The following is a 24,319-nucleotide window of genomic DNA, read 5'->3' as shown; positions in this document are numbered from 1 at the left end:
CTAATTCCGGGTGTGCGTGCCCCGGACGGCCCAGGGGTAGTGCTCGCGCGGACACGACAGGTACGACGCGCGGCCTCGCGCGGAGACTCCCGGAAAGGCCGGACGCACATGGCTCAGCCCTTCACCCTGCCGGACTTCTATGTTCCGTATCCGGCGCGGCTCAACTCCCATGTCGAGGAGGCCCGACAGCACACCAGGACCTGGGCGCGCAGCATAGGGATGCTGGAGGGGTCCGGCATCTGGGAGGTGAAGGACCTCGACTCCCATGACTACGCGCTCCTCTGCGCGTACACCCATCCCGACTGCTCGGCGGAGGCCCTGTCGCTGATCACCGACTGGTATGTGTGGGTGTTCTTCTTCGACGACCACTTCCTGGAGCTGTTCAAGCGCACCCCGGACCGGGAGGGCGGAAAGAAGTATCTGGACCGGCTGCCCGCCTTCATGCCGATGGAGCGTGGGGCGCCGACACCGGAGCCGACGAATCCGGTCGAGGCGGGGCTGGCCGACCTGTGGGCGCGGACGGTGCCGGGCATGTCCGACGCCTGGCGGGCCCGGTTCGCGGAGGCGACGAAGAATCTGCTCTACGAGTCGCTGTGGGAGCTCGCCAATATCAACGAGGGGCGCATCGCCAATCCCGTCGAGTACATCGAGATGCGTCGCAAGGTGGGCGGAGCCCCCTGGTCCGCGGGTCTGGTGGAGTACGCGGCGGGCGCAGAGGTGCCCGAGTCGGTGGCCGACGAGCGGGCACTGCGGGTGCTGCGGGATGCCTTCTCCGACGGAGTGCATCTGCGCAACGACCTCTTCTCGTACCAGCGGGAGGTCGAGGACGAGGGTGAGAACAGCAACGGTGTGCTGGTACTGGAGACGTTCCTGGGCTGCTCCACGCAGGATGCGGCCGAGGCGGTCAACGACCTGCTGACCTCGCGGCTCCAGCAGTTCGAGAACACCGCGCTCACGGAACTCGGGCCGCTGTGCGCGGAGAAGGGGCTCGATCCGGCACAGACCGCTGCGGTGCTCGCCTATGTCAAGGGGTTGCAGGACTGGCAGTCCGGCGGCCATGAGTGGCACATGCGTTCCAGCCGCTACATGAACGACGGCGGGGCCGGTGAGGCCGTCCTCGGCTTCGGTATGTCCGCGGCGTCGATCCGGTTCACTCCACGTTCGGAGTCGGCGCGGCTGCGCACCCACACCCATGTGCCGTACCAGCGCGTCGGTCCGTCACTGCTGCCCGATTTCGACCTGCCGTTCGGCACGACGCTCAGTCCGTATCTGGACGGGGCCCGGGTCCGGCTCGTCGACTGGTCGCGCCGGATGGGGATCCTGGAGGCACAGCCGGGCGTGCCGGGCTCGCACATCTGGGACGAGGAGCGGCTCGTCGCGATCGATCTGCCGCTGTGCGCGGCGGGTCTGCATCCGGACGCGACGCCCGACGAGCTGGACCTCTCCTCGCAGTGGCTGACCTGGGGGACGTACGGCGACGACTGGTTCCCGGTGGTGCACGGGCGGCCTCGTGACCTGGCCGGGGCGCGGCTGGCACATGAACGGTTGTCGCTGTTCATGCCGTTGGACGGTTCCGCGGTGCCGGAGCCGGTGAACGCTCTGGAGCGAGGCCTCGCCGATCTCTGGGAACGGACCTCGGCCCCGATGGACGACAGCGGGCGACGTGCGTTCCGTACGGCCATCGAGTCGATGACGGCCGGCTGGCTGTGGGAGCTGGCCAATCAGGCACAGAACCGGATCCCGGATCCGGTGGACTACATCGAGATGCGGCGGCTGACGTTCGGTTCGGATCTCACGATGAGTCTGTGCCGGCTCGGTCACGGCAGGAAGGTGCCGGAGGCGATCTACCGGAGCGGCCCGCTGCGCTCCCTGGAGAACGCGGCGGCGGACTACGCGATGCTGCTCAACGACCTGTTCTCGTACCAGAAGGAGATCGAGTACGAGGGTGAGGTGCACAACGGCGTCCTGGTCGTGCAGAACTTCTTCGGCGTCGACTATCCGACCGGGGTGGCGATCGTGCACGACCTGATGAACTCGCGGCTCCGCCAGTTCCTCCATGTCGCCGAGCAGGAACTCCCTCTCCTCTATGACGACTTCGGGCTCGGCGCCGAGGCGAGGGAGATCCTGGCGGGCTATGTCCAGGAGCTCAAGCACTGGATCGCGGGCATCCTGATCTGGCACCGGGACTGCCGGCGCTACCGTGAGGAGGATCTGCGGCGCGGTACCGGCGCACCGTGGCACCTCAGTGGTCCCACGGGGCTCGGCATCTCGGCGGCGCGGGTGACCGCGCTGTTCGCTCAGCCCTCGGCGACCAGCGTGTAGCGGCCGCCCGCACGGGCCTTGAAGACCTTCTTGCCGCTCGCGAACAGTGAGCTGCGGACGGTCACTTCGCGGCTGCGGCTCGCCGTGATCACCACGCGGCGGGCCTGCCTCGCGGACCATTCGATGTCGACGGTGAAGCCGCCGCGGGCGCGCAGTTACTGGGCACGCAGCTGGTCGGTCGGCAGATCGGGGAGCTGCTGGCCGATGTCGAGGGCGACCCGGTCGAAGAGCGCGCCGTGGTCGCGCGCATGGGCGTCGCGGAGCTTTTCGTACGGCCTCCCGGCCGCGCTGTCCACGGTGCGGGTGACCGTCTTGTGCGGGTCGTCGCCGCGGTAGGCGGGGTAGCTGTCGGCATAGTCGGTGCCTGCGGTGAGGACGAACCAGGCGCTGTCCGCGCCGGTGACGGTGAGCGTGCCACCGGCTCCGGCAGTGACGGTGCCGCCGCTGGTACGGACTCTGACCTGGGCCTCGCAGCGCAGCCCGTTGTCCTGGAGCGCGCCCCTTACGGTGAGCCGGTCCCCGGCGGCGGCGGTCGTGAAGTCGCTGCGCAGCGAGGTGTAGCGCAGCGTGAAGGTGACCTGTCCCGGGCGGTCCACGGCGAGGCGGCCGACGATGAAAAGGTCCGATGACTACTCGGACAAGGCACATGACAAAGCAGCCTCTCGGGCAGAGGCTGCGAATACGTGGACAGAAGTGACCCCGTGGCCGCCCGATCTGCACGGACGGCCCTTGCGGGATGCCGGGGTCGGAGAAGCAGGGACGTTTCAGCCCTGTTGGAACAGCTCGGCCGGGAGCGGCTTCAGCAGGGTGTACAGATCATCGGTGATCGGCCGGTCCCAGCTGGCGATGGTGACGAGCACCCCGTCGCTGCGGTCGAACTGGACGCAGGAGATCCGGGTCTCGGAGAGCTTGACGCGCCTGACGATCAGCAGATTGTCGCCCTGCATCACGGGCATGTCATCGGTGCCGGTCACCTCGACCGGCTCGTCGTTCTCCAGGGCCAGCAGCAGCTGCGCGACCTCGAAGGGGACCTGACCCTCCTCGGTCTCGCGGGCGGGCGAGCCCTCCGGGAGATTGCCGATGATCATCGCGGGTCCGCGGCCGCCGAACAGGTCGTACCGCAGGAAGACGCCCTGACAGCTCCCGTCGGGGGCGGGCAGCAGACCGGCGCCGAGATTTCCGGGCCAGTCGCCCGGGTCCATGGCCAGGACGTCGAAATCCGGGCCCGCGGGTGTGGCGGCGCTACGGCGGCGGAGGAAGGACATGCAGACATGTTACGTGTCCCGGCTCACCTTGCGGAGCCGGGACCGGAGACCCTCCCGTCGGACTCCGCGGCGAGGGCCTGCAGCACACTCACCGCCTCGGTGCCACGCGCGTGGGGGACGAACAGGTGGTCGTGGTGGTAGCCCGCCACCACATTGCAGCTGACCTCCGCGTCCGTGAGGGCGAGCGCCACGGCTGCGGTGAGTCCGACTGCGTCCAGGGCGGAGTGGACGCGCAGGGTGATCCAGGCCGCCACATAGTCGTACGCAAGCCCTGCGGCGAGGGCTTCCGATTCCGCGATCACGAGGGTCAGCCCCTCGGGCTCGGCGACCGTCACCACGGGAGTGACTCCGGCGGGGACTGCGCCGCCGGCCACCGTGGTGAAGACGTACCGGCCGGGATTGAGCTCCGGCCGCAGGCCGCTCAGCAGGGTTCGAAGATCACGCTCGCCAGTCATGATCACCACGCTACTGCGCCATCTGGGAGTGCGGGGTGCGGTGCCCCCGCTCGGGCCGGCGGGCCACGCGGGCGCGATTGCCGCAGGACGGTGTGCACCACTCCTGCCCGGGTGCTCCTTGACGAAGCAGCGGACGCACCGTGGGGGCCCGGCAGACGCGCAGAGCGGCACGGTCCGGTCCGGCGAGGAAGCCGATCGCGGCGCGGGCCAGGGTAGCGGGCAAGGCGTCCCCCGCGGCGTACCCCCGGTCGGGTGGCCCGGAGGCGAGGGGCGGCCGCCGTCCGGCCACTCCAGGTGCGGGACGATCGGGACGGCATCGGCCGCGGCGTTGAGCCGGTCGAGGGCCTGCGGCACGGGCATCGGGCTGCGCGGGTCGGCGGGGCTCGGCCCGTCGGGGCGGAGGCACGCGCGAAGAGCGCCGGGACGACGGCGCGCAGGGACCGTACGGCCAGGATCTCCTCGTCGGCTGTCCAGCCCTCACCTGCCCGGCCGAGCCCGAGCAGGTCGGGCCGCTCGCGCACCCAGGCGGTCAGCCCCGCGGTGGTGTCGAGGTCGTCGGCGACGCCGCGTCGTCCGTCGTGACGGATGGTGAGGGCGAGGCCGAGTGCGAGCCGGATTCGGACACGAGCTCGTGACTCCTCCACCCCGTGAACGGGGTGGCTTCTCGCTATGCCGGTTGGGCTTCGCGACGGACCAGCCCGGCCCGTAGGACGTTGAGAGCCCCGACGGTGTCCGCGTGCGCGTTGTGGCCGCAGGCGACGCAGTGGAACGTCTCCTGTGTGGGCCGGTTCTCCTTGGTGGTATGCCCACACTGGGGGCATCACCGGGAGGTGTTGCGGGGGTCCACGGCCATCACTTCCCGCCCGGCACTCTCAGCCTTTGCGTTCAGGATCGCGAGGAACACCCCCCATCCGGCATCGGCGATCGAGCGGTTCAGCCCGGCCTTCGCGGCGGCCCCGTTGGGCAGGAAGCTGCCCGGCTTGTCGGGGTCGGGCTTCGGTTCGGGGGCCTTGCTCATGTTGCGGATCTTGAGGTCTTCGTGCGCGATGAGGTCGTGTTCCCGCACGAGGCCGAGGGCGGTCTTGTGGGCGTGGTCGAGGCGCTGGCACCGCACCTTGCGGTGCAGACGTGCCACCGTCTCCACGGCCTTGCGGCGGCGCTTGCTTCCGCGCTTGCACCTGCTCAGTGCCTGCTGAGCTGCTTCGAGCTTCGCTGCGGCCTTTCGCCCGTGACGCGGGTTGGGCACGAACTCGCCGCCCGAGTCGGCGAGGAAGTTCGCTATGCCCAGGTCGATGCCGATCATGCTGCCGGTCGCCGGCAGCGGCTCGGGCTGTTCCTGGTCGGCGGTGAGGATGACGTACCAGCGCCGCCCTTCGCGCTTGACGCTGATCGTCTTGACCTGGCCGGCCACCGGCCGGTGCTGGTGCACCTTGACGTGCCCGACACCCTGCAGACGCACACGCGTGACCGGGTCGTGCGCGGTGGCATCCCAACGGCAGCCGTCTCCGTCCCTGGGGAACTCCACCGTGTCGAACCAGTTGACCCCACGGAAGCGCGGATACCCCGGCGTCCGGCCGGCCTTGACCCGACGGAAGAACGCCTGCATCGCTTTGTCCAGCCGGCGCAAGGTGGCCTGCTGCGACGAGAACGACCAACGGCCCTGACGTTCCGGGTCGAAGGCCCGGATGTCCTTGAGCTGGGCGGACTGCTGCCCGTACCGGACCGTCGTCTTCGAGCTGTGCCGGTAGGCGTCACGGCGTTCTTGCAACGCGCCGTTGTAGAGCGAGCAGTGATCGCGCAGCATCTCGCGAAGGGCCTGGTCCTGCCGGGCGGTGGGTCGCAGGAGGAACTTGTACGCACGGATCATTCAGCCCACCCCCTCCGGCTCGAATCGACCTTAACCGTAGCATTGGTTCATGTCACCACGTTGGGAACCAAACCCCGATGTACGGCGCGGCCGTCACGTCGTCCACCACCTCCACGCGCATTTGGTGTTCGTCACCAGGTACCGGCGGACCGTCTTCAACGACGAGATGCTGACACGCTGCGAAGAGATCATGCGAAAAGTCTGCGAGGACTTCGAGGCAGACCTGATCGAGTTCAACGGCGGAGAAGACCACGTGCACCTGCTCGTGCATTACCCGCCGAGGGTCGCCCTGTCGAACTTGGTCAACAGTTTGAAGGGCGTGTCCTCGCGCCGGCTGAGGCAGGAGTTCACCGGCCACGCCAACCAGGCCATCATGCACGGCCGCTTCTGGTCCGGCTCCTACTTCGCGGGGTCATGCGGCGGCACACCCCTCCACGTGGTCAAGGACTACATCGAGAACCAGAAGCGGCCCGACTGAGCGCAGCTCCGCGGGCGAGGCATTCCGGAACGAAACTGCGGCGCTCCGCGCCGCAGGGTTCAGGATCGGATTCCCTCCCCGCCCGAAGGCGGGGATTCCCTCCGAAGAAGAGGGATGGCAGCTTCGGCGTCGGCCATTGATCTTGGGGAGGGCCTCGCCATGACCGAGGTGCGTCAGCTGCTGCGCGACATCGAGGTCTTCGGGGGCGACCTGCCCGTATTCGATCCACGGACCGCCCCGAAGACTCCGACCGAGCTCTACACCGAGTGGCTGCTCCACGCACTCGACGCAGGTGTCCGTGAACCGCACGCCATGACTCTCGCGACGGCGGGCGCGGCGGAAACCCGACCGCGCGCGCCCTGATCCTCAAGAACGTCTCCGCCCGGGGCTGGGAATTCGCCTCGGACGCGGGCAGCGTCAAGGGGCGCGATCTTGCCGACCGCGCTCTCGCCGCGCCCACCTTCCCGCAGCGCAACCACACCCGGCGCAACTACCGTGCAATGGAAAAGGGTTGGGTGCGCGAACTTTTGTGGCCCTGAGCAGGGCGGCCCTCGCGTGAGGCCGGACGTCAGGTGAGGTCGAACTCGCCGTCGCGGGCGTTCACCACGAAAGCCCGCCATTCGGCCGGCGTGAAGATCAGCGAAGGGCTGCCGGGTCTGCCGGCGTTGCGCATCGCGATGAATCCCTCGACGAAGGCGATCTGGACATCCCCGGCCCCCTGAGTGCCCGGCTGCCAGTTCGCGTTGCTGAGATCGAGGTCCGGCTTGTCCCAGCCGGCAAAGGGCTGCTGGGTGGTGGTGCTCTCCGCCACGTCGGCTCCTCCCGCTCGTCGTCCCGGCCAAAGCCTAGCCACCGTCGGCGGTCCCGGACAGGCCGCGGCCAAGGGTGGTTCGGCCGGCCCGGGACGGCAGCCGGGTCAGCCGGTGGGCGGTTCCGCTCCGACCAGCCACATGGAGAAGAACTGCGCCCCGCCGCCGTAGGCGTGGCCGAGCGCCTTGCGGGCGTCCGGCACCTGGTGTTCGCCCGCCTGCCCGCGTACCTGAAGGGCGGCCTCGGCGAAGCGGATCATGCCGGAGGCACCGATGGGGTTGGTGGAGAGCACTCCGCCCGAGGGGTTCACCGGCAGATCGCCGTCGAGTTCGGTGACGCCGGACTCGGTGAGCTTCCAGCCCTCCCCCTCGTCGGCGAAGCCGAGGTTCTCCAGCCACATCGGCTCGTACCAGGAGAACGGGACGTACATCTCGACGGCGTCGATCTCCCTGCGCGGGTCGGCGATCCCGGCCTGACGGTACACATCGGCGGCGCAGTCCTTGCCTGCTTGCGGTGACACGAAGTCCTTGCCCGCGAAGAGGGTCGGTTCGCTGCGCATCGCCCCGCCGTGCACCCAGGCGGGCGGATGCGGTGCACGGTCCGCGCCGGCCCGGTCGGTGAGAATCATCGCGCACGCGCCGTCCGAGGACGGGCAGGTCTCGGAGTAGCGGATCGGATCCCAGAGCATCGGTGCCGCCTGGACCTTCTCCAGAGTGATGTCCGGGTCGTGGATGTGCGCGTACGGGTTCTTCAGCGCGTTGCGCCGGTCCTTGTACGCGACGAGCGAGCCGACGGTGTCGGGCGCTCCCGTGCGACGCATGTACGCGCGCACGTGCGGGGCGAAGAAGCCGCCCGCCCCCGCGAGCAACGGCTGCTGGAACGGGATGGGCAGCGACAGGCCCCACATGGCGTTGGACTCGGACTGCTTCTCGAAGGCCAGGGTGAGGACGGTGCGATGCACGCGTGCGGAGACCAGATTCGCCGCGACGAGTGCGGTGGAGCCGCCGACCGAGCCCGCGGTGTGCACCCGCAGCATCGGTTTGCCGACCGCACCGAGGGCGTCGGCCAGATAGAGCTCCGGCATCATCAGGCCCTCGAAGAAGTCCGGCGCCTTGCCGATCACGACGGCGTCGATGTCCGCCCAGGTCAGTGCGGCGTCCTGCAGGGCTCGGACGGCGGCCTCGCGGACCAGACCGGCAATGGAGACGTCCCGGCGGGCGGCGACATGCTTGGTCTGGCCGATGCCGACGACGGCCACGGGCTCCTTAGGCATGAGCTGCCTCCCCTTCGAGGACGGCGACCAGATTCTGTTGCAGGCAGGGCCCGGAGGTGGCATGAGCGAGCGCCCGGTCCGACTCGCCGCGCTGGATGCGGGCCGCGGCCTCGCCGAGCCGAATCAGCCCGGCAGCCATGACGGGGTTGGCCGCGAGCGCCCCTCCGGACGGGTTGACGCTGACGCCGGCGTCGAGTCCGAGCGCCCTGCGCAGCACGACCTCCTGCGACGTGAACGGGGCATGCAGCTCCACGGTGTCCACCGGTCCTTCGAAGGCCCCCGCGCGTTCGGCGGCGAGGCGGGTCGACGGCGAGTCGGTCAAGTCGCGCACCCCGAGACTGTGGGCCTCGATGCGGTGGTCGATGCCCCGGATCCAGGCGGGGCGGGTGCACAGGGCGCGTGCCGTGTCACCGGCGGCGAGGATCACGGCGGCGGCGCCGTCGCCGACCGGCGGGCAGTCGCCGGTGCGGAGCGGCTGTACGAGGTAGTCACCGGCCGGGACCGAACCCGAAAGCTGTGCGTGCGGGTTGTCCGCGGCTGCGGCGCGGCTGCGGTCGGCGATCGCGGCGAGGGCGGCCTCGTCTGTGTGGCCCGCGTCGATCAGCGCCTGGGCCTGGAGTGCGGCGAGGGCGACGGAGTCGGGCCAGAGTGGGCCGACGTAATACGGGTCGAGCTGACGGGTGAGGACGTCGCGCACTTCGCCGGGAGAGGACTTCCCGTACGCGTAGACGAGAGCGGTGTCGGCCTCGCCGGTCTGGAGTTTCACCCATGCCTCGTACAGCGCCCAGGCACCGTCCATCTCCACATGGGACTCGGAGATCGGCGGGTGGGCGCCGACGCCGTCGAGCGCCATGGTGAAGGAGAAGGCTCGGCCGGCGAGGTAGTCGCTGGATCCCGAGCAGGTGAACCCGATGTCGCTCGCCTTCAGACTGGTGGCGCCGAGGACCTGGTGGAGGACCGGCATCAGCAGGTCGACTTCGGAGAGTTCGTCGGTGCGCCGCAGATGATCCGTCTGCGCGAAAGCGACGATCGCTACGTCTCGCATCTACAGCAGCTCCTTGTACACGTCGTAGTCGGCGTCCGGCTCTCCGGTGGGCCGGTAGTGGTCGGGGTGGCGGCCCTCGCCGGTCCAGACGGGTTCGACCCGCAGTCCCATACGCACCTGGTCGTACGGGATGCCGCCGATCCGTCCGTGCAGGGCGAGGTCGGCGCCGTCGAGCGCGATGTGGGCGTAGACGTACGGCACTTCGATGTCGAGGTTCTTCGCCTTGATGTTGACGATGCAGTAGGTGGTGACGGTGCCGCGCGGGCCGACCTCGACCTGTTCGGCGGTGGCGACGCCGCAGGTGGGGCAGGCGCCGCGGGGCGGGACATACACCTTGCGGCAGGACGGGCAGCGCTCGCCGACGGTGCGTTGCTCGGAGAGGGCTTTGAGGTACGCGCTCTGGGCGCGGCCGGGGGTGTAGGTGTAGTCGAGGCGGGCCGGGGTGACGACGCCGGTGACAGGATCCGCGAACTCACCGTTGTGCGGGGATGGTTGACCGACCTCGCCCTCGTACGGTTCGAAGCAGGCAATGTCCGTGATGGCGCCGGTACGCTCCGGGGACCAGCGGATGCGGACGCGCATGCCGGTGTGCACTGCTCCAGGTCCCGGCGCGTCGAGGACGTGGAGCAGTGCGGTACCGGCCCCGTCCAGCTTGACCAGTACCCAGGCGAACGGGGTGGCGAGGGGCTGGTCGCGGCGTGGGGCGGGGTTCCAGGCCCAGGTGGTGACGGTGCCGGTGGCGGCGACCTCGGTCAGTTCGCGGAGTTCCTCGGCGGTGACGGGGTCGTACTCGACGGGCGGGACGAGGACTCTTCCATCGGCGGTCCGCACGCCGAGGACGGTCCTCTCGCGCAGCCCGGTGAGGAAGGCGCTCTGGACGGGGCCGAGGGAGCGGGTGAAGGGGAACTCGACCACCAGCGGTGCGCTGAGGACGTCGGGCACGGTTGTCTCCTTGGCTCAGGCGCGCCGGTACACGGGCGGGCGCTTCTCGGCGAAGGCGCGGGCGCCTTCCTTGGCGTCGGCGGTGGCGAAGACCGGCCGGCCGCGCTTCAGTTCGGCGGCGAGGCCCTCGGTCTCGGTCATCTCGGCGGTCTCGTACACGGAGGCTTTGACGGCCTCGACGGCGAGCGGGCCGCAGGCATTGATCCGCTCGGCGACGTCGAGGGCCTGCTCCAGTGCGGTGCCGTCGGGGACGACTCGGCCGATGAGCCCGATACGGGCGGCTTCATCGGCGCTGTACGGGCGTCCGGTGAGAAGCATTTCGAGGGCGTGGGTGCGGGGGATCTGGCGGGGCAGCCGGACCGTCGAGCCGCCGATGGGGAAGAGTCCGCGCTTGACCTCGAAGAGTCCGAAGGTGGCGCTCGCGCCGGCGATGCGGATGTCCGTGCCCTGCAGGATCTCGGTGCCGCCGGCCACGCAGTGACCCTCGACTGCGGCGATGACCGGTTTGCGGGGGCGGTGGTGGCGCAGCATCGCCTTCCAGTGCAGATCGGGGTCGGCCGTCATCCGGTCCCGGTACTGCTCGCCCTCCATCCCCTTGCCCGCCAGGGCCTTGAGGTCCATGCCGGCGCAGAACGTACCGCCCGCGCCGGTGAGGACGACGGAGCGGATGCCGTCGTCCTCGTCGGCGGACAGCCAGCCGTCGTACAGCCCGACCAGCATCGGCAGCGAGAGCGCGTTCTTCGCCTCCGGCCTGTTCAGGGTGAGCACCAGTGTGGCGCCTTCGCGCTGCACGGTGAGGTGTTCCGTACCACCCATTGCCTGCCTCCCGTCTCCAGATCTAGAACAGGTTGCAGTAGGTCGGGGTTCAGTTCAATAGTTTCCTGACAGTCAGTCAGTTTTCTTCCACGGCACCTCTTCCCAGTTGCACCGGTCGGCGTTCTAATGACCGCCGAGCCACTCAGCGCCCCGGGGTCAGGAGGAACGGTGGAGTACAACCTTGCCGACCTGTTCGAGTCGGTCGTCGACGCGGTCCCGGATCGCGAGGCGCTCGTCTACCTCGACCACCCCGGTACGGGTGCGGAACGCCGGCTCACCTACGCGGAGCTGGACACCGCCGCCAACCGGATCGCCCACCACCTGATCGACGCGGGCCTCACGCCGGGAGAGCACCTCGGCCTCCACCTCTACAACGGCATCGAGTACCTCCAGACCGTACTGGCCTGCCTCAAGGCGCGCCTGGTGCCGGTCAATGTCAATTACCGTTACGTGGAAGAGGAATTGATCTACCTCTACCGCGATGCGGATCTGGCGGGGCTGGTCTTCGACGCCGAGTTCGACGAGCGGGTCGCGGCCGCCGCGCCGAAGGCCCGCAAGCTCCGTCACCTCGTACGGGTGGGCACGCCGGTGGCGGGCGCCCCCGGTTCGGATGCCGTGGCGTTCGCCGACGCCGAGGCGGCCGGGAATCCCGGGCGCGGCTTCGCCCCGCGCTCGGCCGACGACCAGTTCATCATCTATACCGGTGGGACCACGGGTATGCCCAAGGGTGTGATGTGGCGCCAGGAGGACCTCTTCTTCTCCGGCCTCGGCGGCGGCGCCCCGACCGGTGAACCGGTGAAGACGCCGCAGGAGCTGGCCGAGCGGGTGGCCGCGGGCGGAGACGGCATCACGTTCTTCCCCACTCCCCCGCTGATGCACGGCACCTCGACGCTCACCGCGTTCATCGGGTTCAACTTCGGGCAGCGGGTCGTCATCCACCGCAAGTTCGTCCCCGAGGAGGTGCTCCGGACGATCGAGAAGGAGAAGGTCACCAGCGTGTCGCTGGTCGGCGACGCGATGCTGCGGCCGCTGATCGACGCACTGAAGGGACCGCTGAAGGGCACCGACTGTTCGTCCATGTTCTCCGTCTCCAGCTCCGGCGCGATCATGTCGGACTCCGTGCGCGCAGAGTTCCAGTCGCTGGTGCCCACCGTGATGCTGCTGAACAACTTCGGCTCGTCCGAGTCCGGCTTCAACGGCACGGCGACGGCCGACTCCGGTCCGGAGAACGGCTTCCGCCTCCAGGTCAACTCCCGCACCGCGGTGGTCGATCCGTCGACGTACGAACCGGTGGCGCCCGGCGAGGCAGGGCGGATCGCCCAACGGGGACACGTGCCGCTCGGCTACTACAACGACCCGAAGAAGACCGCGGAGACGTTCTTCCGCAAGGGCGAGGAGCGGTGGGTGCTGCTCGGCGACATGGCGACCGTCGACGTGGACGGGATCGTCACCGTCCTCGGACGCGGCTCCCAGTGCATCAACACCGGGGGCGAGAAGGTGTACCCGGAGGAGGTCGAACAGGCGCTCAAGTCCCATCCGGACGTGTACGACGCACTGGTGGCGGGTGTGCCCGACGCCCGGTGGGGCAACCACGTGGCGGCGGTCGTGCAGTTGCGGGAAGGGGCGGCCGAGCCCTCGCTCGACGACGTCCAGGCGCACTGCCGGACCCGTCTCGCCGGATACAAGATCCCACGGCAGCTGGTGATCGCCCCGCAGATCCAGCGCTCACCGAGCGGCAAGGCCGACTACCGGTGGGCCCGCTCCGTCGTGGCGCCCGGCAGCGGGGCTCAGAGCTGAGACGCGCCGAGCCACCCGAATGCGCCACACCGCGAGCACCCCCCGGACGTGCGACGCGGCCGTCCGGTCGTAAGCCATTCGGGCACGGGATACGCTCGTCCGCTCACCCTGCGTGGCAGTGGGCGGCGATCGCCCATAGCTTCGGCTCATGAGGAAAAGCCACATCACCAACCTCGTGTGCATGGCAGTCGTCTCGGCCACCGCGGTGGCCTGCGCCGAACCGTCCGTCTCCGCCGCCACCCCGGCTGTGCGCACGGTCCATCCGGGCCAGTCGATCCAGGCCGCCGTGGACGCCGCCCGGACGGGTGACACCATCGTCGTCGAGCCCGGCACCTACCACGAGAGCGTCCTGATCAAGAAGCAGGGGCTGACCCTGCGCGGCACCGGGGCCAAGACCGTCATCAAGCCGGCCTCGACCGGGACCAAGACCGGCAACGCCTGTGCGAAAGCCGGCAGCGGCGTCTGCGTACTGGGCACGTCCGGTCACACCGTCGACGGTGTGAGCATCCGCTCCCTCACCGTCTCCGGATTCAAGAAGAACGGCATCTGGGCGTCATGGACCGACGGTCTGAAGGTCCGGCAGGTGACCTCCGACACCAACGGCGTCTGGGGCATCGCCCAGGAGAGGTCGACCCGCTCCGAGCTCCGGAGCAACACCGCCCATGGCAACGGCGACGCCGGCATCTTCGTCGCGAACACCGTGGCCGAGGAGGGTGGAGCCACCGACACCCACGGGACGCAGCTCCGCGGCAACACGCTGACGAACAACCGGATCGGCATCACCGCCCGCCGGGTCCGCAACCTCACCGTCCGGGACAACACCGCCACCGGCAATTGCAGCGGCATGTTCGTCGTCGGCGACGAGGGCAAGCCGCAGGCCGGGGTGATGACCATCCACAACAACCGGATCACCGACAACAACAAGTTCTGTGCGGCGACCCCCCGGCTTCCCGCCATTCAGGGCTCCGGCATCGTCCTCACCGGCACCGTGGACACCAAGGTGCGCGACAACACGATCCGGAACAACGTCGGCGCCACCCCGCTCTCCGGCGGCCTCGTGCTGTTCAAGAGCTTCGTGGGCGCCCACAACACCGGCAACACCATCAGCCGCAATGTGGTGCTGGGAAACCGGCCCGCGGACCTGGCCAACCAGGAAGCCGGACGGAACAACACCTTCGTCGGCAACACATGCGCGACGTCCGCACCGACTGGCATGTGCTGACCGCGACCCCCCGCACGAGAAGAAGCGAGACGGTATGACCACCGTGAGCACCACCACCCCCATCCCCACCACTCCCCTGCACACCCCGCAGCCGGGAATGCGGCTGCGCGAGATCGTCTTCGGCGCGGCCTGCGCCGCGGCCGTGCGCGCGGCGGCCCGGCTGGGCGTCGCCGACGCGCTCGGTGAGACGCCGGCCACCGCAGCCGAGCTCGCGGCGGAGGTGAACGCGGAGCCGGCGCCGCTGCGTCGGCTGCTGCGCGCCTTGTCCTGCTACGGAATCTTCGCCGAGACCGCCGACGGAAGTTTCGTCCACACCGACATGTCCCGGCTGCTGCGCGAGGACGACCCGAACAGCCTGCGGTACATCTCCCTGTGGTGCACCGAGCCCTGGACCTGGGAGGTCTGGCCGCGGCTGGACGACGCGGTGCGCTCCGGCACGAGCGTCTTCCCCGACGTGTACGGGAAGGGGTTCTTCGACTACCTCCACGAGGACGCGCACGAGTCGGCGCAGATCTTCAACCGGGCCATGACCACCTCCAGCATGCAGTCCGCGCTGGATGTCGCCGAACTCCTCGACCTCGCCGGGGTGTCCGAGGTCGCCGACATCGGCGGCGGTCAGGGGCACGTGCTCGCCAGCCTGTTGGAGAAGCACCCGAAGGTCCGCGGCACGCTGATGGATCTGCCCGGCGTGGTCGCGCGCGCCGATGCCCGGCTGCGGGACGGCGGAGCGCTCGCCGGACGGACCAGCATCGTCGCCGGGGACTGCCGCGAGGCGATCCCGGTCGAGGCGGATCTCTACATCATCAAGAACATCCTGGAATGGGACGACGAGAGCACGCGCAGGACCCTGCGCAATGTCATGGCCTCGGCCCGCCCGGGTGCCCGGGTCGTGATCATCGAGAACCTGGTCGACGACACCCCGTCGATGCGGTTCACCACCGCCATGGACCTGTTGCTGCTCCTCAACGTCGGCGGTGCGAAGCACACCAAGGAGAGCCTGATCGGGCGGATGGAGGAAGCGGGGCTGATCGTCGACGACATCAGCCCGGTCAACGGATATCTGCACGCGTTCGAGTGCATCGTGCCCAGCTGAACCGTTTCGCCTCACGGAATCGCCCCGGGTCCGGCTCTGAAGCCGGACCCGGGGCGATCGTTGGTGTGCCTCAGGCGCTGGAGTCGCGCTCCCACCGGTAGAACTCATGGGCCATCGCGTCCTTCGGACCACGCCAGGTCTGGGGGTCGTACGGACTGATGAAGGCGGTGAGCCTCTCGCTGAGGTCCTGGAACTCCGGGTGCTGGTGCACCTTGGCGATCTCCGGACCCGGCGGGCGGTCGGATTCGATCAGGTGCAGATAGACGTCGCCGAACTGGAACAGCTTGCGCCGGTTGACTCCGACGAGGTGCGGCAGTTCGCCGCCGTCGGAGGCGGCGAACAGTTCGGCGATGTCCGGCGCCGACTCCGGCGCCATCCGGGCGACGATCAGAGCGTGATGCATGGGCAGGATGCCTTTCTGATACCCGGCCGGCCACCCCGCCGGGGCGGCGGGGTGGCCGGCCATGGGCGGGCAGGGGGTCAGCGGGCGGTGACCGGGGCCGTACGGCGCTCGCGGTCGCGCTGCTCGATCTTGTCCCGGATGAGTTCCATCTGGACACGCGAGTTCCGGTTGATGTTGTCGGTCATCCACGCGTCGTCCACGGGTGCGTCGGGCCGCATCGCGAAGTCCTGCGCCCAGTGGAGCTTCGTGCCGCCGGGTACCTCCGAGTACTCCCAGCGGATGTTCATGTGCTGGAACGGGCCCGGCTCGACACGGCGCGCGACGACCTTGCGGCCGGCGCGGTCGACGGTGCGCTCGGAGACCCAGCTCCACACCTTGCCGTTCTCGTCGGGGTGCATGGTCAGACGGAACTTCGTCCTGTCGCCGTCCCGTTCGATGACCTCGACGGCCGCGTACTCGCTGAAGAGCCGCGGCCAGTTCTCCAGATCGTTCGTCACGTCCCAGACCAGGTCGAGAGGGGCTGCGATGGTGATCTCGTTCTCGGTGTGTCCGGACACTTCAGGCTCCTGTCATAAGGGTGTGGTTGACGAGGTCGAGGAATTCACGGGGCGTCTTGCACCGGTCGGCGTCAGCCGGGAGCGGCCTGCCGTGCCGGTTCTCCAGCACGCCCACGATGCCGAGGAGGCCGAGGGAGTCCAGGCCGTACTCGTCGAAGCCGGACGCGGGCCGGCTCTCCATCTCCTGCGGGTCGACGCTGACTCCCGCGCCCTTCTTCATCAGCGCAGCCAGCTCCTGGTAGGTCAGTGGATCGTTCATGAGGGCTTCTCCTTCTCACGCGTGGGTAGCGGTGGGGCGCCGCAGCACGATGGCCGCGTTCGAACCCATGAGGCCGCGGCTCAGCACGAGCGCCGTCCGCAGTTCGGCGGGGCGTGCCCGGCCGGTGACGACATCGATTTCGTGACACACGTCGACGACGTTCGGGGTCGGAGGTATCAGGCCGTTCTCCATGGCCAGTACGGCGGCTGCCGCGTCCAGCACCGGCGCCCCGCAGTAGGCGCGGCCGATACCGGTCTTGGGCGCCGTCACGGGTACCCGCTTGCCGTGCCCGCCGAGCGCGTCGGCGATGGCCAGTGCTTCGGCGCGGTCGGCGGAGGGTACGCCGAGGGCGTCGGCGAAGACCACGTCGATCTCCTCCGGCGCACAGCCAGCCTCCCGCAGGGCACCGCTGATCGCCCGGGCGAGCCCCTCCCGGGACTCCTCCCACCGGGATGCCCCGGTGAATGTCGCGGAGTGGCCCGCCAGTTCGGCCCTGACCCGGGCCCCGCGGCGGTTCGCCGCGGCCTCCTCCTCGACCACGAGCATGGCACCGCCCTCGGCGGGTACGAAGCCGCACGCGTCCGCGGTGAAGGGGCGGTAGGCCCGGGCGGGGTCGTCGCAGACGCTGAGGTCCTCGTACCCGAGCTGGCAGACGACCGAGTACGGGGCCAGAGGTGCCTCGGCGGCGCCGACGACCACTGCGTCGGTGCCGCCGCGGATGGACCGTGCGGCATGCGCCAATGCGTCCAGACCGCCCGCTTCGTCGCTGGCCACGACGGCGCACGGCCCCTTGAATCCGCCCCGGATGGAGATCTGGCCGGTGCTTGCCGCGTAGAACCAGGCGATGGACTGGTAGGGGCCGACGTAATTGGACCCCTGTCCCCACAGCCGCTGCAGCTCGCGCTGGCCGAACTCGCCGCCGCCGGAGCCGGCAGCGGTCACCACTCCCACGGCGAACGGGTCGCCCTCGTAGTCGGCCCGGCCGATCCGGGCGTCGTCGAGGGCGAGATCCGCTGCGGCCATCGCGAAATGCGTGAACCGGTCGGTCTGCACGAGATAGCGTTCCTCGATCAGGTCCACCGGGTCGAAGCCCCTGATCTCGCCTGCGACCCGCAGCGGCAGGTGCTCGCACCCCTCGCGGGTGACGCGGTCGAGGACGCTCGTCCCTTCGTGCGTCCTCTTCCAGAACGACTCGGTGGTCGTGCCGTTGGGGGCGACGACACCGATGCCGGTGACAACAGTGCGCCGGGCCTTTCGGGTGCTCATGGTGTCCTCCCACCTGTTCTGGTCAGGGCCACAGCAGACTGGAATCCACCGAATCCGCTGCCGACCGACAGGACGCTGCGCAGCTTCCGGGGCCGTGCGTCACGCGGCACGTAGTCGAGGTCGCACTCCGGGTCCGGGGTTTCGTAGTTCGCCGTCGGCGGCACTGTCTGGTTGACCAGGGACAGCACGCAGGCGGCGATCTCGATGGCGCCGATGGCGCCGAGTGAGTGACCGACCATGGACTTGATGGAGCTCATGGGCACCTCGTAGGCGTGCGCGCCCAGGGCCCTCTTCACTGCTGCCGTCTCGTGACGGTCGTTCTGCTTGGTGCCGGATCCGTGCGCGTTGACGTAGTCGATCTGCGAGCCGTCTATCCGGGCGTGACCGAGGGCCCGGTTGATGGCCTCGGCCATCTCCAGTCCCTCGGGGGTCAGCCCGGTCATGTGATAGGCGTTGCCGAAGGTGGCATAGCCGGCGATCTCGCAGTACACGGTGGCACCGCGGGCGCGGGCATGTTCCAACTCCTCCAGGACGAGTACGGCTCCGCCCTCGCCCATGACGAAGCCGTCCCGGCGGGCGTCGAACGGCCGGGAGGCGTGCTCCGGGTCGTCGTTGTTCGCGGAGGTCGCCTTGATCGCGTCGAAGCAGGCCACCGTGATCGGGGTGATCGGCGAGTCGGACGCCCCGGCGATACAGACGTCGACCCGCCCCTCCTCGATGGAGTGGAACGCGTACCCGATCGCGTCGAGGCCGGAGGTGCAGCCCGTCGAGACGGTCTGCACCGGGCCGTGCGCACCGACCTGCTCGGCGACTGCCGAGGCGAGGGAACTGGGTGAGAAGGCCCGCTCCAGATGGCGGCCGGCCGGGCCGTGGTCGACGTCCCAGCGGGCGCCGCTGCCACTGACGGCGACGTAGTCGTGCTCCAGTCGGGTGGTGCCGCCTACGGCGGTGCCGAGCGACACCCCGATGCGCCAGGGGTCCACCTTCTCCGGGTCGAGCCCCGCGTCGCCGAGGGCTTCCCTGGCGGCGACGAGCGCGAACTGGACGTACCGGTCCGAGCGGGCGATCTCGTCCTCGTCCAGGCCGTGGGCCGCGGGGTCGAAGTCGCACTCGGCGGCGATCCGGGAGCGGAATCCCACCGGGTCGAACAGGGTGATGCCGCGCGTCGCGGTGCGTCCGTTGGCGAGGAGGTCCCAGAAGGCCGGCGCGCCGATTCCGCCCGGGGCGACGACACCGACGCCGGTGACCGCCACGCGCCGGGTCATGAAGCCGCCTCGGTTCGTTCTGGCGGCGCGGCCCGGTCGGCGGTCTCGGTGTTCTCGGTGTCGACGTGACCGAGTTCCGGACGCGGGGCGAGCGGGCCGAGGTGGAAGACCATGCGCGCTTCCACGTCGCCCACGTTACGGAACCGGTGACGTACATGCGGAGGGATCAGCAGGCCCTGGTCGGGCCGCATGGCATGCGGTTCCCCGTCCAGGTCCACCTCCAGGAGACCGTTCACGACGTACACGAACTCCTCCGAGTACGGGTGGTAGTGCTCGCCGATGCGGTCGCCGGGCTGCACGATGGCCAGCCCCATGAAGCCGCTGGTGGCACCCACCGCGGTCGGCGTGAGCATGGCGCGAAGGTCGCCTCCGCGCCTGCGGTTGGGTTGGGTCTCACTGAGGTCCACGATGCGTGGCCGGTGCGTGGTCATGACTGCTTTCCTCCTGGCGCAGTGCGCGTGGTGTTGACGGGTTGAGCGAGAACCCCCCAGGGTGCTGACGCGCGGTTCAGGAATCCGCGGACCGCCGATCGGTGATCAGGGTCATCGCGGACTTCTTGAGGAAGCGCGAGATCTCCTGGCCGTTGGTCGGCGCGGCGTTGACGCCGCCGTCGAGGAGTCGTCCGAGCCTGGCCACCTTGGCGGGGTCGTCGATGCCCAGCGCCTGAGCGGGCTGCGCGTCCAGCGGGCCGACCATTTCGAGGAGCCGCACGACGATGTCGTCGCGCTGGAAGATGGTGCTGCTGTCGATCGGGCTGTTGCGGTCCTCGGCCGCCTCCTCGTCGTTGCCGGCGAGCAGCCGGGCGAGCGCCATGCCGCACCCCTCCTTGGCCTGGTAGAACAGCGCGTGCCGGCGGATGTCGGCGGCGTTGTGCCGGCCGGCGGTGACGTGGTGGACCGTGGGCAGAGCCGCCCGGGTGAAGAACACCCGGGCGGAGTTCTCATCGCTGAGGTCCCGGTCCTGCTCCAGGTACGGGTTGATGGCCTCCTCGACGGCCCTGACCTCGGGCTGACGGGACACGTGGCGCAGCGCCGCAAGGAGGTCCCCCTCGACCTCGACGGCCCGGACGACCCGGTTTCCGTGCATGAAGAGCGAGGTACGGCGCAACTGGGTGTGCTCGTCGACCCGCGCCTTCGGGGAGTCGTAGTCGGCGAGGATCTTCGCGACGACGTCCTCACTGCCGGGCTTCACGGTGAAGGTGAGGGCGTGGCGGACCACGCCGTCGCCCAGCCGGGGGGCGGACTGCAGGTTGCCCTTGACGGCCTCGGGGGTGCTCTCGAAGGCGCTTCCGGTCTCCCGCAGCACGGAGAAGCGCAGCGACCGGGTGTCGCGTACGCAGCTGTGCAGGGGCTGGACCGTCTGGACGTGCTCCTCGCTGTTGACCCAGGCGAGGAAGGGCGGTGCGCTCTCCCATTCGCTGGTGATGAGCCACTGCGAGGGGTTCTCGATCGACTGGCACAGCTGGTCGCTGATGTGCCCGGGTACGGATGCCACCTGATTGCGCAGGTGCTCGTACGCCTCGAGGAATTGGTTCTGGGCTCCGTCGTGCAGATCCAGCAGCAGAACGACCCGCAGCCTGGAGCCGTCGAAGGCGGACTGCGAGATCCGTTCCGAAAGGGTGGTCATGTGTCGTTCTCCTTCGAGACGGCGTGGCGTCCACGTGGATGGCAGGCCGTCGGTTGTCCAATGGAATCGGAGCGGGGAATCTCCCGGCGGATGCGTGCCGTCCGCCCCCCTCACCGCGGGGTGCGTCTCCGTGACCGATCGTGAAACGCTGGTCCGGTCGACGCGAGATTTATGAACCGTTCAGGTGAGCAGCCGCCGGGGAGCCGTCCGAACGGCTCCCGCAAGGGCATGAACAATGCATCTGTACGGCGTCGGAGCTGGAGCAACTGATGAACGAGAACGTCGACCTCCGTGTACCCGTCCTCATCGTGGGCGGCTCCCTGGTGGGTCTGTCCGCATCACTTTTCCTCGGCCGGCTCGGCATCGAGCATCTGCTGGTCGAGAAGCACCCGGCTACTTCCACGCACCCGCGTGGTCGCGGCAACAACGTACGGACAATGGAGGTGTTCCGCACGGCGGGAGCCGAACAGCGGATTCGGAAGGCCGCTTCGGTACTCGCGGAAAATCACGGGATCCTGCAGGCGGGTTCGCTGACCGGCGACGACCAGGAGTGGCTGTTCAAGGAGATCGACCCGGGCGGCGGGCTGGCGCGGTTCAGCCCGAGCGGCTGGTGCCTGTGCAGCCAGAACGATCTGGAGCCGGTGCTGCTGGCGCAGGCCCGTGAGCAGGGCGGCGACATCCGGTTCTCCACCGAGATGATGACGTTCGACCCGGATGGCTCAGGGGTGGACGCCGCGCTGAAGAACCGGGAGACCGGTGAGCACATCAGCGTCCGTGCGGACTACCTGATCGCGGCCGACGGCCCGCGCAGCCCCATCCGGGAGCAGCTGCGGATCGGTCAGTCGGGACCCGGCGACCTGTTCCACAACGTGAGCATCACCTTCCGCTCGCGGAAGCTCGCCGACGTGGTGGGCGACCGGCGTTTCATCGTGTGCTACCTGACCAACCCCGCGGCGGACGGTGCTCTGTTGCCGGTGGACAACGAGAAGGAGTGGGTGTTCCACGCGCCGTGGCAGCCCGAACGGGGCGAGACGCTGGAGGACTTCACCGACGAGCGGTGCGCGGAGCACATCCGCCGGGCGACCGGTGCACCGGACATCGACGTGGAGATCACCGGGAAGGCCCCGTGGCACGCCGCGGAGCGGGTCGCCGAACGGTACGGCCGGGACAGAGTCTTCCTCGCCGGGGACTCCGCCCATGAGATGTCGCCGACCGGGGCGTTCGGCTCCAACACCGGTATCCAGGACGCGCACAACCTCGCTTGGAAGCTCGCCGCCGTGCTGCGCGGCGAGGCCGGTCCGAGGCTGCTGGACACCTACGAGGCGGAACGGCTGCCCGTGGCGCGGGCAACGAGCGAGCGGGCCTCGTCCCGTTCCGCGGAGCACAGCCACCCCGGATTTGCCCCGGCTCCCGGCGTGGGCGGCGGGAAGAAGGGCGGCCTGCTGCCGGTGGCGCTGGGCTACCGCTATGTCCGTGGCGCCGTGGTGGGTGTCGACGCCGAACAGCCGGTGGTGCCGCAAGGGCTGCGGTTGAACGGCGACCCCGGCTCCCGGGCACCACATCTGTGGGTCCGTCAGGCAGGTGAGCGCAAGTCGACACTGGACCTGTACGAGCGGTCGTTCGTGTTGCTGAGCGACGGCGCGGATGTCGCGTGGCGCCGTGCGGCCGCGCGCGTGGCCGACCGGCTTTCGGTGCGGCTCGACGCGTTCGGCATCGGCGCCGGCTCCGACCTGGAGCCGGAGAACGGGGCGGACTGGGCACAGGCGCACGGTACGAGCGCCGAGGGTGCGGTGCTGGTGCGCCCCGACGCCTTCGTGGCCTGGCGGTCGGAAGGTTCCGTCACCGACCCGGAGACGACGTTGTACGACGTGCTGGCCTCCCTGCTCAGCCGAGGCTGACGCCGTCGGCCAACGGTTCATCGATGTCTCGGTCCATGCCGAACGACCGCAGCGCCGCAAGGAACTCTGCCGGCCGGGCGGTGTGGACGAGATGTCCGGCGTCGATGGTGACCAGGCGGCAGTCGGGGATCTGCCGGGCCATCCGGGCAAGTTGGTCCTGTGCGAGGTGGCTGTCGGGACCCCCGCCGATGATGAGGGTCGGGGCGGCTATCTCGCCGAGGCGCTCGCGGGCCGCCGGGTCCGGGTCGTTCAGCTGGGCATCGATCGACGGGACGACCGGCCAGTCGAAGTCGAGTTCCGTGTCGGGGCGTTGGGCGGGCGGGCGCGGCGGATCGAGCGGGATGAGCGGCGGGGCCTCCTCGAGGACGAGCCTGCCGATCAGCGCTGGGTCCCGTTCGGCGAGCAGGAACGCGGCGACGCCGCCCATCGAGTGTCCGACGACGGTGGCGCCGGAAAGATTGCGGGCCTCCAGGAAGGCGTGCAGGTCGTCGCGGAACAGCTCGAAGGAGTAGCGGCCGGTCCAGTCGCTGAGGCCGTGGCCGCGGAAGTCGAGCGCGTACACCCGGTGGTCGGCGGCGAGTTGTTCCGCGATCTCCGTCCAGGTGCGGCTGGACCCGCAGCGCCCGTGGACAAGGACGACGGGCGGAGCGGACGGCTCGCCCCACACCCGGTAGGCAAGGCGAATGCCTCCTGCCTGGACGCTGCGCACCTCGGGGTCGAGGAAGGCGCTGACGGTGCGGACGAAGGCGCCCGGGTCGTCGATCCACGGGTAGTGCCCGGCGCCGCGCTGCACGGCGAACTCCGCGTTCGGGAACAGCGCGGCCAGTTCGGCGGCGCGGTCCGGGGTGGGTCCTCCGTCGTACTCCCCCGCGAGGACGAGCACGGGCGCCGTGACGCCTCGCAGGGCGGCGACGGTGTCGGCCGGGTCGAACGCACCGTCCTGGTAATAGGCCTTCGCTGCGTCGGAGTTGGCCTGCCCGGGTGCTGCGGCAGCGTGCGCCCGCGCGGCGGCGTCCCACCGTCCGTACGTGAACGGCTCGATCGCGGGCCACGCGTCACCCAGGGAACGCTGCCCCGCCCACATGGACTCCAGCGCGTCTCGGCCCTCCGCGAACCATGGTTCGTCACGGCGCAGTTCGGAGGCATCGCGCCAGTCCTCGTCGGTGACGGTGATACCAGCGGCGCGGGTGCCGGGGGTGACGAGGGTGAGCGTGCGCAGCCGCTTCGGGTGCCGAGCGGCGTAGAGCGCGGCCAGGTTGGCGGACGCGGAATGGGCGAGGAGATCGATGCGTTCGTGCCCCAAGTGGGCGCGCAGTGCCTCCACGTCGTCGACGAGCCGGTCGCAGCGGTAGGTCGATGGGGCGTCCGGAAAGGCGGAGTCCCCGGTGCCTCGCAGATCGAGCAGCACCAGTTGGCGGTGGGCGGCGAGTCCGCCCAGGTCGCCGAGATAGGCGCTGGCCCGCATCGGCCCGCCGGGCACACAGATCAGCGGCTCGCCCTCCCCCAGCAGGTGGTAGGCGATCTCGGTCCCGTCGTATGCGTGGAAGGTCGGCATGTACGCCATCCAAACAGGACCCCTGCCGTGATGCAGCTGTGTTCGGTATGAGCGTGTCCAGGATGTGGGACGGCTCCCGGGTGGGGAACCCGGCCGGTGCCGCGG

Annotated in this window: 25 protein-coding genes and 1 pseudogene; 7 read left to right on the top strand and 19 right to left on the bottom strand. The window is 69.6% G+C overall.

Going from position 1 to position 24,319, the window contains the following annotated elements:
- Nucleotides 1-108: 108 nt before the first annotated feature.
- Complete coding sequence (locus OG972_RS38920) at nucleotides 109-2,322, top strand: terpene synthase family protein (RefSeq protein WP_266989615.1); 2,214 nt, start codon at nucleotides 109-111, stop codon at nucleotides 2,320-2,322.
- Here the strand turns inward: OG972_RS38920 and OG972_RS49365 are convergent.
- From OG972_RS49365 to OG972_RS38890, 6 genes and pseudogenes are all read right to left on the bottom strand, one after another.
- The gene (locus OG972_RS49365; protein WP_323135968.1) at nucleotides 2,298-2,477 is read right to left on the bottom strand and encodes a glycoside hydrolase family 95-like protein; all 180 of its coding nucleotides are present in this window, start codon (nucleotides 2,475-2,477) and stop codon (nucleotides 2,298-2,300) included. The two genes, OG972_RS38920 and OG972_RS49365, sit on opposite strands and share 25 nt — an antisense overlap.
- Nucleotides 2,478-2,936 carry a glycoside hydrolase N-terminal domain-containing protein gene (locus OG972_RS38915; RefSeq protein ID WP_323135967.1) on the bottom strand — a complete coding sequence of 153 codons (459 nt, stop codon included), beginning with the start codon at nucleotides 2,934-2,936 and terminating at the stop codon, nucleotides 2,478-2,480.
- Nucleotides 2,937-3,086: 150 nt separating this feature from the next.
- Complete coding sequence (locus OG972_RS38910; RefSeq protein ID WP_030928952.1) at nucleotides 3,087-3,587, bottom strand: hypothetical protein; 501 nt, start codon at nucleotides 3,585-3,587, stop codon at nucleotides 3,087-3,089.
- A 23-nt stretch (nucleotides 3,588-3,610) separates the two neighbouring features.
- Nucleotides 3,611-4,042 (bottom strand): ACT domain-containing protein, encoded by a 432-nt coding sequence (locus tag OG972_RS38905; RefSeq protein WP_266989613.1) that lies wholly within the window; start codon nucleotides 4,040-4,042, stop codon nucleotides 3,611-3,613.
- A 10-nt stretch (nucleotides 4,043-4,052) separates the two neighbouring features.
- Nucleotides 4,053-4,265 carry a hypothetical protein gene (locus OG972_RS49360; RefSeq protein WP_323135930.1) on the bottom strand — a complete coding sequence of 71 codons (213 nt, stop codon included), beginning with the start codon at nucleotides 4,263-4,265 and terminating at the stop codon, nucleotides 4,053-4,055.
- A gap of 444 nt (nucleotides 4,266-4,709) precedes the next feature.
- Nucleotides 4,710-5,909 (bottom strand): annotated as a pseudogene (locus OG972_RS38890) (RNA-guided endonuclease InsQ/TnpB family protein).
- A 49-nt stretch (nucleotides 5,910-5,958) separates the two neighbouring features.
- Between OG972_RS38890 and tnpA the strand changes: the two are divergent.
- Nucleotides 5,959-6,387, top strand: coding sequence for an IS200/IS605 family transposase (tnpA, locus tag OG972_RS38885; RefSeq protein WP_266989609.1), 429 nt, complete (start codon nucleotides 5,959-5,961; stop codon nucleotides 6,385-6,387).
- A 159-nt stretch (nucleotides 6,388-6,546) separates the two neighbouring features.
- Nucleotides 6,547-6,750: a hypothetical protein gene (locus OG972_RS38880; RefSeq protein ID WP_266989607.1), complete on the top strand. Its 204-nt coding sequence runs from the start codon at nucleotides 6,547-6,549 to the stop codon at nucleotides 6,748-6,750.
- A 205-nt stretch (nucleotides 6,751-6,955) separates the two neighbouring features.
- Here OG972_RS38880 and OG972_RS38875 read toward each other — a convergent pair whose 3' ends face one another.
- The 5 genes from OG972_RS38875 to OG972_RS38855 form a co-directional block, all read right to left on the bottom strand.
- Nucleotides 6,956-7,198: a DUF397 domain-containing protein gene (locus OG972_RS38875; RefSeq protein WP_266989605.1), complete on the bottom strand. Its 243-nt coding sequence runs from the start codon at nucleotides 7,196-7,198 to the stop codon at nucleotides 6,956-6,958.
- A gap of 105 nt (nucleotides 7,199-7,303) precedes the next feature.
- Nucleotides 7,304-8,470: a thiolase domain-containing protein gene (locus OG972_RS38870; RefSeq protein WP_266989603.1), complete on the bottom strand. Its 1,167-nt coding sequence runs from the start codon at nucleotides 8,468-8,470 to the stop codon at nucleotides 7,304-7,306.
- Nucleotides 8,463-9,515: a thiolase domain-containing protein gene (locus OG972_RS38865; RefSeq protein ID WP_266989601.1), complete on the bottom strand. Its 1,053-nt coding sequence runs from the start codon at nucleotides 9,513-9,515 to the stop codon at nucleotides 8,463-8,465. The genes OG972_RS38870 and OG972_RS38865 overlap by 8 nt, the downstream gene beginning before the upstream one ends.
- Nucleotides 9,516-10,457: a Zn-ribbon domain-containing OB-fold protein gene (locus tag OG972_RS38860; RefSeq protein ID WP_266989599.1), complete on the bottom strand. Its 942-nt coding sequence runs from the start codon at nucleotides 10,455-10,457 to the stop codon at nucleotides 9,516-9,518.
- A 15-nt stretch (nucleotides 10,458-10,472) separates the two neighbouring features.
- Nucleotides 10,473-11,273, bottom strand: a complete 801-nt coding sequence (locus OG972_RS38855) for a crotonase/enoyl-CoA hydratase family protein (protein ID WP_266989597.1) — start codon at nucleotides 11,271-11,273, stop codon at nucleotides 10,473-10,475.
- Nucleotides 11,274-11,441: 168 nt separating this feature from the next.
- Between OG972_RS38855 and OG972_RS38850 the strand changes: the two genes are divergently transcribed.
- From OG972_RS38850 to OG972_RS38840, 3 genes are all read left to right on the top strand, one after another.
- A complete protein-coding gene (locus OG972_RS38850) occupies nucleotides 11,442-13,070 on the top strand; it encodes an acyl-CoA synthetase (protein WP_266989595.1) in 1,629 nt (542 codons plus the stop codon).
- 148 nt (nucleotides 13,071-13,218) lie between these two features.
- Nucleotides 13,219-14,292: a nitrous oxide reductase family maturation protein NosD gene (locus OG972_RS38845; protein ID WP_266989593.1), complete on the top strand. Its 1,074-nt coding sequence runs from the start codon at nucleotides 13,219-13,221 to the stop codon at nucleotides 14,290-14,292.
- 34 nt (nucleotides 14,293-14,326) lie between these two features.
- Nucleotides 14,327-15,385 (top strand): methyltransferase, encoded by a 1,059-nt coding sequence (locus tag OG972_RS38840; protein WP_266989591.1) that lies wholly within the window; start codon nucleotides 14,327-14,329, stop codon nucleotides 15,383-15,385.
- Nucleotides 15,386-15,455: 70 nt separating this feature from the next.
- Here OG972_RS38840 and OG972_RS38835 read toward each other — a convergent pair whose 3' ends face one another.
- From OG972_RS38835 to OG972_RS38805, 7 genes are all read right to left on the bottom strand, one after another.
- Nucleotides 15,456-15,788 (bottom strand): TcmI family type II polyketide cyclase, encoded by a 333-nt coding sequence (locus OG972_RS38835; protein ID WP_266989589.1) that lies wholly within the window; start codon nucleotides 15,786-15,788, stop codon nucleotides 15,456-15,458.
- Nucleotides 15,789-15,865: 77 nt separating this feature from the next.
- The gene (locus tag OG972_RS38830) at nucleotides 15,866-16,345 is read right to left on the bottom strand and encodes an SRPBCC family protein (protein WP_266989587.1); all 480 of its coding nucleotides are present in this window, start codon (nucleotides 16,343-16,345) and stop codon (nucleotides 15,866-15,868) included.
- A 1-nt stretch (nucleotide 16,346) separates the two neighbouring features.
- Nucleotides 16,347-16,604 (bottom strand): acyl carrier protein, encoded by a 258-nt coding sequence (locus tag OG972_RS38825; protein ID WP_266989585.1) that lies wholly within the window; start codon nucleotides 16,602-16,604, stop codon nucleotides 16,347-16,349.
- A gap of 15 nt (nucleotides 16,605-16,619) precedes the next feature.
- On the bottom strand, nucleotides 16,620-17,870 hold the full coding sequence (locus OG972_RS38820; protein WP_266989583.1) for a beta-ketoacyl synthase N-terminal-like domain-containing protein: 1,251 nt from the start codon (nucleotides 17,868-17,870) through the stop codon (nucleotides 16,620-16,622).
- Entirely contained in the window at nucleotides 17,867-19,135 is a 1,269-nt protein-coding gene (locus OG972_RS38815) for a beta-ketoacyl synthase (RefSeq protein WP_266989581.1), read from the bottom strand. Before OG972_RS38815 ends, OG972_RS38820 begins: the two co-directional genes overlap by 4 nt.
- The gene (locus OG972_RS38810; protein ID WP_266989579.1) at nucleotides 19,132-19,566 is read right to left on the bottom strand and encodes a cupin domain-containing protein; all 435 of its coding nucleotides are present in this window, start codon (nucleotides 19,564-19,566) and stop codon (nucleotides 19,132-19,134) included. Before OG972_RS38810 ends, OG972_RS38815 begins: the two co-directional genes overlap by 4 nt.
- A 76-nt stretch (nucleotides 19,567-19,642) precedes the next feature.
- Entirely contained in the window at nucleotides 19,643-20,761 is a 1,119-nt protein-coding gene (locus OG972_RS38805; protein ID WP_266989577.1) for a SchA/CurD-like domain-containing protein, read from the bottom strand.
- A 269-nt stretch (nucleotides 20,762-21,030) separates the two neighbouring features.
- On the opposite strand from OG972_RS38805, the gene OG972_RS38800 reads away from it, so the two are divergent.
- Nucleotides 21,031-22,659, top strand: coding sequence for an FAD-dependent monooxygenase (locus OG972_RS38800; protein WP_266989575.1), 1,629 nt, complete (start codon nucleotides 21,031-21,033; stop codon nucleotides 22,657-22,659).
- Here the strand turns inward: OG972_RS38800 and OG972_RS38795 are convergent.
- Nucleotides 22,646-24,214: an alpha/beta fold hydrolase gene (locus OG972_RS38795; protein WP_266990999.1), complete on the bottom strand. Its 1,569-nt coding sequence runs from the start codon at nucleotides 24,212-24,214 to the stop codon at nucleotides 22,646-22,648. The two genes, OG972_RS38800 and OG972_RS38795, sit on opposite strands and share 14 nt — an antisense overlap.
- Nucleotides 24,215-24,319 lie beyond the last annotated feature (105 nt).

The sequence above is a fragment of the Streptomyces sp. NBC_01669 genome (assembly GCF_026339735.1).
Taxonomy (GTDB): Bacteria; Actinomycetota; Actinomycetes; order Streptomycetales; family Streptomycetaceae; genus Streptomyces; species Streptomyces yanii.
This window is presented reverse-complemented; position numbering and strand designations above follow the sequence as displayed.

Coding starts and splice junctions, on each gene's coding strand:
- OG972_RS38920 (WP_266989615.1), top strand. CDS start 109: ATGGCTCAGCCCTTCACCCTGCCGGACTTCTATGTTCCGTATCCGGCG.
- OG972_RS38910 (WP_030928952.1), bottom strand. CDS start 3,587: ATGTCCTTCCTCCGCCGCCGTAGCGCCGCCACACCCGCGGGCCCGGAT.
- OG972_RS38905 (WP_266989613.1), bottom strand. CDS start 4,042: ATGACTGGCGAGCGTGATCTTCGAACCCTGCTGAGCGGCCTGCGGCCG.
- tnpA (WP_266989609.1), top strand. CDS start 5,959: ATGTCACCACGTTGGGAACCAAACCCCGATGTACGGCGCGGCCGTCAC.
- OG972_RS38880 (WP_266989607.1), top strand. CDS start 6,547: ATGACCGAGGTGCGTCAGCTGCTGCGCGACATCGAGGTCTTCGGGGGC.
- OG972_RS38870 (WP_266989603.1), bottom strand. CDS start 8,470: ATGCCTAAGGAGCCCGTGGCCGTCGTCGGCATCGGCCAGACCAAGCAT.
- OG972_RS38865 (WP_266989601.1), bottom strand. CDS start 9,515: ATGCGAGACGTAGCGATCGTCGCTTTCGCGCAGACGGATCATCTGCGG.
- OG972_RS38855 (WP_266989597.1), bottom strand. CDS start 11,273: ATGGGTGGTACGGAACACCTCACCGTGCAGCGCGAAGGCGCCACACTG.
- OG972_RS38845 (WP_266989593.1), top strand. CDS start 13,219: ATGAGGAAAAGCCACATCACCAACCTCGTGTGCATGGCAGTCGTCTCG.
- OG972_RS38840 (WP_266989591.1), top strand. CDS start 14,327: ATGACCACCGTGAGCACCACCACCCCCATCCCCACCACTCCCCTGCAC.
- OG972_RS38835 (WP_266989589.1), bottom strand. CDS start 15,788: ATGCATCACGCTCTGATCGTCGCCCGGATGGCGCCGGAGTCGGCGCCG.
- OG972_RS38825 (WP_266989585.1), bottom strand. CDS start 16,604: ATGAACGATCCACTGACCTACCAGGAGCTGGCTGCGCTGATGAAGAAG.
- OG972_RS38820 (WP_266989583.1), bottom strand. CDS start 17,870: ATGAGCACCCGAAAGGCCCGGCGCACTGTTGTCACCGGCATCGGTGTC.
- OG972_RS38815 (WP_266989581.1), bottom strand. CDS start 19,135: ATGACCCGGCGCGTGGCGGTCACCGGCGTCGGTGTCGTCGCCCCGGGC.
- OG972_RS38810 (WP_266989579.1), bottom strand. CDS start 19,566: ATGACCACGCACCGGCCACGCATCGTGGACCTCAGTGAGACCCAACCC.
- OG972_RS38805 (WP_266989577.1), bottom strand. CDS start 20,761: ATGACCACCCTTTCGGAACGGATCTCGCAGTCCGCCTTCGACGGCTCC.
- OG972_RS38800 (WP_266989575.1), top strand. CDS start 21,031: ATGAACGAGAACGTCGACCTCCGTGTACCCGTCCTCATCGTGGGCGGC.
- OG972_RS38795 (WP_266990999.1), bottom strand. CDS start 24,214: ATGCCGACCTTCCACGCATACGACGGGACCGAGATCGCCTACCACCTG.